Source organism: Nostoc sp. (assembly GCF_036917755.1).
Taxonomy (GTDB): domain Bacteria; phylum Cyanobacteriota; class Cyanobacteriia; order Cyanobacteriales; family Nostocaceae; genus Nostoc.
The window spans coordinates 79,397-89,812 of sequence record NZ_JBALFC010000015.1 but is presented as its reverse complement, the minus strand read 5'-3'; the positions used below and the strand labels follow the sequence as shown (position 1 = coordinate 89,812).

General features: G+C 40.2%; 8 protein-coding genes and 1 pseudogene. 2 read left to right on the top strand and 7 right to left on the bottom strand.

Annotated features, from left to right (window positions below; all coding sequences use genetic code 11):
- Positions 1-120 precede the first annotated feature (120 nt).
- Entirely contained in the window at positions 121-1,770 is a 1,650-nt protein-coding gene (locus tag V7L05_RS05425; protein ID WP_335162517.1) for a sodium:solute symporter family transporter, read from the top strand.
- Positions 1,771-1,860: 90 nt separating this feature from the next.
- Here V7L05_RS05425 and V7L05_RS05420 read toward each other — a convergent pair whose 3' ends face one another.
- From V7L05_RS05420 to V7L05_RS05405, 4 genes are all read right to left on the bottom strand, one after another.
- Entirely contained in the window at positions 1,861-2,646 is a 786-nt protein-coding gene (locus tag V7L05_RS05420; protein WP_335162515.1) for a hypothetical protein, read from the bottom strand.
- Between the two features lie 197 nt (positions 2,647-2,843).
- Complete coding sequence (locus tag V7L05_RS05415) at positions 2,844-3,041, bottom strand: hypothetical protein (RefSeq protein ID WP_335162513.1); 198 nt, start codon at positions 3,039-3,041, stop codon at positions 2,844-2,846.
- Between the two features lie 660 nt (positions 3,042-3,701).
- A complete protein-coding gene (locus V7L05_RS05410; protein ID WP_335162511.1) occupies positions 3,702-4,544 on the bottom strand; it encodes a tetratricopeptide repeat protein in 843 nt (280 codons plus the stop codon).
- A gap of 227 nt (positions 4,545-4,771) precedes the next feature.
- Positions 4,772-5,692, bottom strand: a complete 921-nt coding sequence (locus V7L05_RS05405; protein WP_335162509.1) for a ribonuclease D — start codon at positions 5,690-5,692, stop codon at positions 4,772-4,774.
- A gap of 482 nt (positions 5,693-6,174) precedes the next feature.
- On the opposite strand from V7L05_RS05405, the gene V7L05_RS05400 reads away from it, so the two are divergent.
- The gene (locus tag V7L05_RS05400; RefSeq protein ID WP_335162507.1) at positions 6,175-6,636 is read left to right on the top strand and encodes a BON domain-containing protein; all 462 of its coding nucleotides are present in this window, start codon (positions 6,175-6,177) and stop codon (positions 6,634-6,636) included.
- 241 nt (positions 6,637-6,877) lie between these two features.
- Here V7L05_RS05400 and V7L05_RS05395 read toward each other — a convergent pair whose 3' ends face one another.
- The 3 genes and pseudogenes from V7L05_RS05395 to V7L05_RS05385 form a co-directional block, all read right to left on the bottom strand.
- Entirely contained in the window at positions 6,878-8,461 is a 1,584-nt protein-coding gene (locus V7L05_RS05395; RefSeq protein WP_335162505.1) for a protein kinase domain-containing protein, read from the bottom strand.
- Between the two features lie 294 nt (positions 8,462-8,755).
- A pseudogene (locus V7L05_RS05390) lies at positions 8,756-9,394 on the bottom strand (restriction endonuclease subunit R).
- A 141-nt stretch (positions 9,395-9,535) separates the two neighbouring features.
- On the bottom strand, positions 9,536-9,895 hold the full coding sequence (locus V7L05_RS05385; protein ID WP_292826882.1) for a DUF433 domain-containing protein: 360 nt from the start codon (positions 9,893-9,895) through the stop codon (positions 9,536-9,538).
- Between the last annotated feature and the right edge of the window lie 521 nt (positions 9,896-10,416).

The window sequence follows — 10,416 nt, the reverse complement described above, 5'->3', positions numbered from 1 at the left end:
GGGAGATGAGGGAGATGAGGGAGATGAGGGAGATGAGGGAGATGAGGGAGATGAGGGAGATGAGGGAGATGAGGGAGATGAGGGAGATGAGGGAGATGAGGGAGTAAGGGAAAAAGAACATTGATTTATTTACCAATGCCCAATGCCCAATGCCCATTAGCAATTTCTAGTCCAAATTTCCAAATACTAAACCAAAAAAGCATGAATAGTATGTGGTTTGATCTGCCACTAGCGGCGGATATTACCAGTCTTGGTAAGTTTAACCCGTTAGCGATCGCTTTCTTTTTTCTGTTTGTTGCCAGTTCTTTAGGCATTACCTATTGGGCGGCAAAGCTCACCAAAAATACGGCACAATTCTATACAGCTGGCGGTAAAATTAGCGGTTTCCAAAATGGGCTGGCCTTGGCGGGAGACTTCATGAGTGCAGCTAGCTTTTTAGGTATCGCTGGACTGGTGGCACTCAACGGCTTTGACGGCTTAATTTATTCTATCGGCTTCCTGGTGGGCTGGCCGATTGTCATGTTCCTAATTGCCGAACCACTACGCAACTTAGGTAAATACACCTTTGCAGATGTAGTAGCTTTTCGCTTGCAGCAAAAACCTGTACGCATCGCATCTGCGATTGGAACGCTAGTAGTGATTAGCTTTTACTTAATTGCCCAGATGGTAGGCGCTGGTGAGCTAATCAAACTATTGTTTGGCTTTGATTATGAATTAGCTGTGGTCATCGTCGGTTGCGTGATGATGGCTTATGTGATTTTTGGCGGGATGATTGCCACCACTTGGGTACAAATTATCAAAGCAGTTCTGTTGCTCGGTGGAACTATCTTACTAGCTATCTTGGTACTGGCACGATTTGGCTTTAACCCGATCGCTCTTTTCGCGGCTGCATCTGAAAAGTATACAGGTGTATTAGCTCCGGGCAAACTGGTTTCTGATCCCTTGGATGCTATCTCTTTGGGGATGTCCTTGATGTTCGGCACTGCTGGATTACCCCACATCCTGATGCGTTTCTACACAGTACCCGATGCCAAAGCCGCGCGCCTCTCTGTTACTTACGCCACAGCTATTATTGGCGTTTTTTATCTCCTTACCTTCATCCTGGGCTTTGGAGCGATGGTGCTAGTAGGTCAAGATGCCATCAAGCAAATTGGTACTGGTGGTAATATGGCTGCGCCGATGTTAGCAGAATTTCTCGGTGGTGATGCTTTCTTAGGCTTTATTTCGGCTGTTTCCTTTGCAACTATTTTGGCGGTAGTGGCGGGGTTGACGCTCTCAGGTGCGGCTGCATTGTCCCACGATTTATGGGTGAATGTGGTGCGTTCAGGTCATGCCGACGAGTCTGAACAACTGAAAGTGGCTCGTGGTGCGACAATGCTTTTGGGGTTAGTGGCGATACTCTTAGGTATTTTGTTTAAAGGGCAAAACGTCGCTTATATGGTAGGTTTAGCATTTGCGATCGCAGCTAGTGCAAACTTCCCAGCATTGCTCTTATCAATGCTTTGGCGACGCTTCACCACCAACGGTGCGGTTGCGAGTATGTTAGTAGGTACTGTCTCCTCTTTAGTGCTGATTTATTTGTCACCTACTATTCAGGTAACGATTCTCAAGCACGCTTCTGCACCCTTTCCGCTAAAAAATCCTGGACTAATTAGTATACCACTGGCATTTATTGTGGCGATCGTCGTTTCACTATTGAGTACTGAACAGGAGGCACTAGACAAATTTGCGGAAGTTGAGGATCGCATCCACATTGGTTCTGGGATGTGATGAATGTCAAAGCACAAATAAGTCTAAGCGGCGAAAGCCGCTCATAACTTACGTGGAAACTGATTTGTTGAGCTAGGCAAACCTAAACAGTTACGAGCGATCTTGTGTCCGTAAAATAGTAGTGCCAACAGAATCCGCTAATTCCAAATCTTCTAAAAACATTTCATTAACAGTCTTTTGACGGTAAATCATCATTTCCCGCACCCAAGATTCATGACCTTGCTCGATGTACCTACCAATACAGTAACCAGAGTACTCAATATGCTTAGTTTCATCGAAAATCAACAAATCAGACATTCGAGTTACTTTTGCTAAGTCCTTAGGTGTAGAATATGCTTGCAGTACTGGACGCAACAATAATTGTAGAATTAATGCCCGAATTTCTAAGAGATTGATTTGGATAATCTCATCCATCACCAACTTTTCATCCATTATCTGAGCTGAAGAAATGGGTACTAGGGGCGGATGCTTGTGGTGATAGTATTGCGGAGATAAGGCTTTCAACTGTGTGCGGAAATCTACTTCTATTCTGGTTGGAAAAATAATATTCAACAGTGCCACAAACATTAGTGAGTGGCGCGACTCATCAATCGAGTGATTTCTCACCAACTGGGCAAACTCCTGATTTTCGATCTGCTCCGAGAATTGCCAAACTTGTTTAGAACCAGTTCCTTCTTCAGCACTGTTAGTAATCAGGGAATTAGAGAACCACTCAGCATTACGAGCAAACTGACGATAGGAATTACCGTACCATGCCATACCATGTGGTGGTGGATTAATTTCACAAGCCTGTCTCAAAACACTTTGATAATCTTCAAGAATCTGGCAGTTATAACGTTGTAAATAATTAAGCGCCAACTCACTAACAATGTTCATCTGTTTTATCTTAAAAAACTAGATTTAGTATGATTTCTACCCATGATTGGATAATTAAGCATGGGTAGGAGTAGATACAAACCTTAGAGGATATTTGAAAAGTATTGGGCAACTGGCGTGAGACTTATAGTCGTTATAACTAGTAATAAATTAGACTTTTCAAACATCCTCTTAAAGTTAATCTTTCAATTTAATGATTAAGTCGTCTTTGCGGGTGGTCTTGCAACGATTATAATTATATGGGGGGGTTTATTCACAATAGGAAATGGGCATTTCCTATCAGTTGAGATATCTACTGGCACGCTTGTACCACCTTTGATTGCCTCCATGTCTTCTGGACTTAAATCAAAACTAATTAGTTCGTTATCTAGATTCTCTAGTTTTAGATTTTCCATCTGTTTCACCTGAATTTAATTACTATCAACCGGAATGAATCTCTAAATACACAAATTTATTTCTGAGTTCAAAAACTTAAACAACGCTTTTAAAATAATTCGTTGCTTAATTAATTTTTGAGATTCACTATTCTTTTACAAACTAGCATTATCACTGCAAACTTTGGCAATTATTACATTACGTAAAAGGGACACAAGTAATTCATTTTTACTCAAATATTAATAGTAGCTAGTACCGCAAGGCGGAAGTCACGTATTCAAAAGTCAAAATAAAAAACTCCACCCACTCTTGGGAATTGAGTTTTTGGGCATGGGGAATGGGGCATAGGGCATGGGGAAGAAGTTACCTGTTTGGCCTATGCCCTATGCCCCAAGGGTTGGGGGGAGCAACCTCGACCACCCACAAGGGGATGGAGTTTCCCGCCGCTTTCAATGAATACAGCGTAAGAGTTTCGTTGATCTAGATCAAAGGCAAATGGTACGCTTGAAAAGCTAAAGGCTATGAAAGAAAAAAAGATTGCAGCCTTTCAATGTCAGTAGCGCTTTCCTCGCCAGTGAAGGGTTTCCGACGCTCGATGACTCGAAGATGCTGCAAATTGTTTGTTATCCGACAAGATAACTCGTTAGACTGTTTGCTGTTAACTAAAACCCTACTTTTGACTACCGTCCAAGTTCTTTGATGTTATTCATCACTTGTTGGTATAAGTCGTTGCTACCTTGACTTTGAAAAATGTTTGCTGCTTTTTCCAAGTCCTTAAGCGCCCCCTGTTTGTCTCCATTGGTGGCGCGGGCATTTCCCCGGTTATTGTAAGCAGGGGCAAAGTTAGGATTGAGGCGAATGGCTTCATTGTAATCTGCGATCGCACCCTGGGGATCTCCATTGGCAGCACGAGCATTTCCCCGATTATTATAAGCGATCGCATATTTGGGATTAAGGAGAATTGCTTGGTCAAGATCATCTATTGCCCCTTTTTTGTCTCCATTGGTGGCGCGGGCATTTCCCCGGTTATTGTAGGCTTCGGCATAGTTGGGATTAAGGCGAATCGCTTCACTGTAATCTTTGATTGCTTCTCTGTTGCTTCCTAGTGAGGCGCGGGCGTTTCCCAGGTTATTATAGGCTTCAGCGTCGTTAGGATTGATGCGAAGTGCTTGATTGTAATCTGCGATCGCTTTGTCCTTGTCTCCCAAATCAAAGTAGGCTAATCCCCGACCATTGTAGGCAGCGCCATATTGAGAATTTTGAGCAATTGCTTTACTATAGGAAGCGATCGCGGCTTGCAAGTCGCCGTTTAAATGCTGATCCTTTCCCTGAATATAGAATTTCCCACCAATAGAAGTTGTAGCTGAACGACGGCTAGCGGGACTAACTCCGATTTCTGTCACCAATACATTTTCATTCTTACTACAAGAAACACTGCTAATTGCAGTCAATGCAGTAAAAATAGCTATGGTAAATACTTTATTTACCCTTGTTCGCTTTTGCCCAAATAAACGCCGTCTCATAAGTTAATATAAACTGCTATAACGCCTGAAATAAATTACTAGCAAAATCTAGATTTTAATTCTTTAACTCAATAATTATTCTAACTTTTCATCCAAGTGTAAAGTGAATTGACAAATTTATGTGATATTCAATAGCTTTATTTAATGGTTATTTGTCAAAGCAATTATGAACTACAAAGTATAAAACTTGCTGTAGAAATTCTGGGATTTCTAGCCTGATGAACAATTTACTCATCCTCAGTTTCACTCTCTTGAGTTTTGGAATTTAGCCGCCAATAGGTAGTTTTGTCAATATCTACAGACAGATGTTCTAGATTTTGCCCTAAATCTTTTTGGAGTTTCTGAGTTAGTGTGATCGGAAAATCTAAATTAATATCTTGAGTTTGTGCTAGACTTGCCAATTCTCTAAATGTAGCTTTGATTGTAGTCCGCTCATAACTAGTCAGCTTATAATCAGAACTTTCCGATATATTCTGAGCTTGCATAGCTTTTTTCATGCGTTCTTGTAAATGGTTAAATTCGGAATTCAATAACTTCCATTGCTGCTCAAGTTGCGAGTATCTGGTACTTAGTGATATTAAGTCCTCCGTTGCAGGTTCGGGGCTGGCTTGGGCTTGTAATCCTAACAAATTTAAATGTATTTGAGCAAGATAAATGCAGTCTAGGTAAGCATACTCTATCTGTTCTTCAGTTAGGGGACGTTTTCCCCAATCGCTTTTTTGTTCTTGTTTTTCGATATTGTTAAAGCTACAAAGTGCTGTAGCTATGGTTTTGAGTTGGTAATTGGGTAATGGCAAAAGATAGTAGGGAATTTTTTTGGCCATTTCCAAAGTGCAGGTAATATTTTTAGCTTTCTTATTACCGAGAAGCTTTAGATCATAACTGGCATTGTGAAAAACTTTTTCAATAGCAGAATTTATCATAATTTCATCAATAAATTCAGCTATCATGTTAGGCTGATCTAGGACATCTAAAAGATAGACGCGATCGCCACTCATATCTTGAGGATTATCTAATACCTGAATCAGCGATAGTCGGGGATTACGACTTTTATAGTCAGCTACTTCTGTATCTATCCACAGCGTTTTAGCGTTGGTATATTCAGCAACAATGGCACGAATTTCGTGGGCGGAAGTTAGGTACGGCATTAGCTAATATTTCCTGATATTTAGGGTATTGTAAGCAAGCCATAGTTATCTAAAGTAACATTTTGTTGGTAACTTTGCTGGCATAGGATTGCCAAAATGCTGAAGTTTTTAGTTGCGTAGGCGTAGCCCGTCGTAGACATCGCCAAACTGACTAAAATCTGATAACATCGAGTCACCACTGTGGGATGGCATAATCTACCATTGAGAGAGCTACTGTGCATCTACGTTAAATTCATCGAGAGCTACAGGCTGTATGCAGAGCCATCCTGGTTAGCAGCCGTCAGGAAAATTGAATTGGCATTTCTGAAAAATGGCTGCAAAATCTTAGCTTCAAGAAATCGTCCAAATTTCAATTTTCAGTAACCTGAGTGCAAGCTTTGGGTACATTTACTGCTTCACATTTAATTGTTTTTTAACATCTGCTCCTCACCGTGACACACACCTCAATTAATCGCTTCAAGTACTCAATTAGGAGATAGATAATGAAAAAGCTAATTTTATTGCTAGTTAGTGGCGTTTTGGTAGTTGGTACTTTTGGCTGTCAAGAGGCTCCTAAAACTGGTTCTGAAACTCCTAGCACTACTAATGAAGCCACTCAAGCACCAGCAATGCCAGCTTCGCAGATAAATCAAACTACTGCCAAAATTCCAGCAAAAGAAACGACTCCTTTAGCAGCTAACACAGGCACTAAAGTTAAAACCGATGCTGAAAAAACGGCAGCAACAAAAGCCAAAGGCGACTTAAAAACCGAAGTTAGCAAAAAGTTGAACAAAGGCTTACCAGGCAATAAGTTACAAGTTGAAAACAAAGAGGGTGAAATTATCCTCAAAGGCACAGCAACTTCTGTTGAAGAAATACAGAAAGCTGAAACCTTGGCTAAAGAAGTTCAAGGTGTAAAGACGGTGAAGGTGGAAGCAAAAGTTGAAGCTGTGAAAAAGCCATAAAAGAATAACTTAAGTTCTCAGTTAACATCGGCATTAAAGCCAAACACGGACTTACACAGATGTAAGTCCTGTTTTTTATTTGCTCAAATAAAGGTAAGAAAATTCGTAGATATTAGGACTTACGCATTGACAGGAGATACCAGAAATGGATGAGTTGAAAGCCACATCTGTTGTAGGAGCAATTCATGAATTGCCCCTACAACTGTGATATTTGATGATCAGGGTTTATTCCACGAGGGAATTATTTGGTATCATTAACAATCCATCTGCTATTTTGGGCATCCCATAAAAGGAAAAAGCGTACAGAACCAGGAATTACTTTTCCAGTGTTCATCAAGTATTTGATTTTAGCATTGACTGTAGCTGTTTGTGCAGTTGCTTCTATCAAACTAACTTGTTCGATATCTACGCTTTGAACCTTTCCCCCCCACCAGTCAATATATGAAAGATAGCCATCTGGATTCCGGCTTTTATTATTTTGATAGCTAGGAGATAGTTGATTCCATCCAGTTTGAAAATCACGTTTATTAATAGTCTCAAAATAATTTTGCACAGCTTGTTCTGGTGTTATTCTATCGATTTGAGGCTGTGTTGAAGAAGGCAGTTGAGCAGATTGGCTGGGGCTAGGAAATTGCGATCGTACAGGTGATACTTCTTGATCCTGTGGTTCTTTACTTGTGGTAGGTTCTGGAGTGATAGAAACTGGGGATTGTGCAGGTGTGAGTGTATTTTGCACTTGATCGCGGGTTGGGGAAGATTCAGATAAAACGCTTGACTGTACCACTGGTTGAGGTGATTTAGTCAGGGCAAAACCAATGATTATAGAACCACCAATCAAACTACCTACAATTAGACTGGGGAGAAATATTTCTCTGTGTCCACTATTTTGATGAACAGGTTGATACGAAGGCGCTGGACTGACAGAAACTGTCTTTTGAAGTGTTGCAGCAGGTGCAGTTATTGCTGGTGGTTGGATATAAGCTACTTTAGGTGAGAAGGTTCCTGCACCAAATTGCAAGACTTTTAGCATTTCTTTAGCAGTGGAAAAGCGATCGCGTGGATGGTAGGCGATCGCTCTATCTATCACCGATACCATTGTCTGGCTCACACTCAGAGCATGTTTGTGCCAGACAATTTCCCCGGTACATGGATCTGTTTCTAATTCTTGTGGCTGTTTCCCCGTGAGGAGATAAATTGCTGTGATTCCTAAACTATATAAATCACTAGAATAAACTGGTCTACCTGCTGCTTGTTCACTTGGCATATATCCAGGCGTACCAATCACAATCGAACTAGTAGGATTTCCTTGGGAATTTACCACTGTTCCCATCGCTTCCCGTATCGCGCCAAAATCAATCAGCACTGGCTTGCGATCGCCATGACGCAAAATGATATTATCTGGCTTGATATCTCGATGGATAATCCGTTGATTGTGTACGTATTCTGTTACTGATAATAAACTTACTAATATTTCTTTTACCGCACTTTCACTTAATGAGCCTTGCTCGTGAACTTTTTTAGCTAAGGTATCACCTTCAATCCACTCTTGAACTAAGTAGAATTGACCATTTAGCTGGAAGTAAGCATACAAGGTGGGTATCTGTTTAGTTGCGCCACCCAACTGTTCTAAAATTGCCGCTTCCCGCTTGAATCTTTCTTGCACCAACTGGTAAATCTGAGGATTATTTTGAATTGGTTTAAGCTGTTTAATTACACAACGGCGGTTAGAAGGCATTTGGGTATCTTCTGCCAAGAAAGTCTCACCAAATCCGCCACTTTCCAAAGTCTGAATTACTCGATAGCGGTTGTTTAGCAGTGTTTGCATAAATTAGCGCTGGTAAGGACAAGGGGGTTTTGTGGTCTTGTCCCATTTACTTTCTCTAGAATTAAGTTTTTTCGTTAGCAGCAGTCTAAACATTACTGAGTTCATTTCGCTAATATTTATTATATTATGTGTAAATTAGCTGCCATTTAACTCAGTGCAAATAACCATAATAAAATTATTCTAAATGTTTAATTCCGTGTAGTAATACTGAAAACTCAGGGAAAATACTTGGGTAAGTAATTTGCAAGAGAAAACTACTCACTGTAGATTTTAAGAGAAGAGAATAAAATTGAACTACAACTGGCAGATTGATTTGAGAACTTGCAGCAACTCAATTGAAGATTCAGAGCGAGTTATATCTAGTTTTGGTAATAATTGATAAATTGGAGAATTCCCTTGCTGTATATAGACAAACTGGTAATCCATTCCGTTGGTAGTCATACCCCAAACTGATGTTTGATTTTCTAGACTTTTGTATGCATAGGTGAGCAATTGTGGCAAACCCTCTGAGGCATTAATACTGCTATTTTTAGCTTCAAGCACCAGTATCCAAAAGGGTGTAGTGACTTTTTTCCCTTCAGTCTTATTAACAGCCAAAATATCCATCCGTCCTTTAATGTTTGTATCTTCATCCTCGACGGAAATATCAGCAATATTTTCTTCTAAGGTAATCTTAATACTGGAATTATAAAAGCCAGCTAACTTCATTAATGGTGCAAGAAAGAGGAATTTTATTTGCCCTTCCGAGATTTTACCTGCTGCATAGTAACTACGAAATAGATTGCGGATTTGTGACAGTTCTTGTTGTTCAAAGTCTGTGAGAGATTCCAGGCATAGTAATGATGTAATTGAGCCATTTAACTGTTATTCAAATTTCAGCAAGCGTTGAACGTCTTCCAGGCTGAGATTTCTTGCGTCTAAGGTAATTGCCATTGATTTACTCCTTCAGAAGAACAACTATACATTATGGGTATTATCGCTATTGAAGCAGTGATAAGTGAAGAATTTGGTTTTGATATTCCTAAATCGCGTTTTTGTCGTTTGAGTTGAACCTGATAAAGAGGGGCAACATTTTCATCCAGCAGATATTTGAGAGTCATTATCCTGTGTTTTTTTTATTGCATCTCTTTCAGCTATCATTTTCCTCAATTTGATTACAACTGGCGGCGGATTGCGTCGCTGTTCTTCCTGCATTCTGTGACTCCACTCCAACCAATCAGCTATATAGGCGCTTACAGCTTCTTTATTGTGCAAGTAATAAAGAATAGTCGCGTAAACTTGTTCTAATGTTAGTGATGTATAAGTGTTGGCAATTTCTTCTGGAGTTCGAGCGCGGTGGATAAAATCATAGAGTATAGTTTCAATTCCTACTCTTGTACCTTTGAGTCGAATATCGTCTGGACGCTGAAAGTCGAAATAATCTTCTAGTTGCATAATTTAGCTGATTATTATATCTACCTCTAAAATCATCTTACATACGTGTAAAATACTATTGCAATAAATGGTAATAAAGTGATAGCGATCGCTTTGCCAACGCCAACTTGTTGAATCAGTTTATCGTCTTTCCAATTAGTTATCTAAAATAAGACTGGAATCAGTTGATCTAGTTGTTGTTCAATCTCGTGCGGGTGCTAACTCTAGCAGTATTGTGGCTTTCTCTGAACCACCATTCTCCTTCCCCCCTCTGCGTTCTCTGCGCCTCTGTGGTTCGATAATCCTTAATTCTTCCCCCTACCCTCTTGCGAATTTTTAATTAGTTGATACACTTGTTCTTCATTAGCCTAGTGAACCAGCGCTTATGACCGGGAAAATATGAGCATTTTTTGAGTATGACCAACGAGTATTATTTTATACTGATTAATCCTCTGGGAATGCTGAAAGTAGCTTGTTTGAGCATTAAGTGAGCAATTTAAGAGAGAGTGAAGGCTGGAAAGGTTGATATTGTGTGATTTGCC

What these genes read in the sequence shown, in the direction of transcription:
- V7L05_RS05400 (WP_335162507.1), top strand. Translation starts at nt 6,175, where the DNA reads ATGAAAAAGCTAATTTTATTGCTAGTTAGTGGCGTTTTGGTAGTTGGT.
- V7L05_RS05415 (WP_335162513.1), bottom strand. Translation starts at nt 3,041, where the DNA reads ATGGAAAATCTAAAACTAGAGAATCTAGATAACGAACTAATTAGTTTT.
- V7L05_RS05405 (WP_335162509.1), bottom strand. Translation starts at nt 5,692, where the DNA reads ATGCCGTACCTAACTTCCGCCCACGAAATTCGTGCCATTGTTGCTGAA.
- V7L05_RS05410 (WP_335162511.1), bottom strand. Translation starts at nt 4,544, where the DNA reads ATGAGACGGCGTTTATTTGGGCAAAAGCGAACAAGGGTAAATAAAGTA.
- V7L05_RS05420 (WP_335162515.1), bottom strand. Translation starts at nt 2,646, where the DNA reads ATGAACATTGTTAGTGAGTTGGCGCTTAATTATTTACAACGTTATAAC.
- V7L05_RS05385 (WP_292826882.1), bottom strand. Translation starts at nt 9,895, where the DNA reads ATGCAACTAGAAGATTATTTCGACTTTCAGCGTCCAGACGATATTCGA.
- V7L05_RS05395 (WP_335162505.1), bottom strand. Translation starts at nt 8,461, where the DNA reads ATGCAAACACTGCTAAACAACCGCTATCGAGTAATTCAGACTTTGGAA.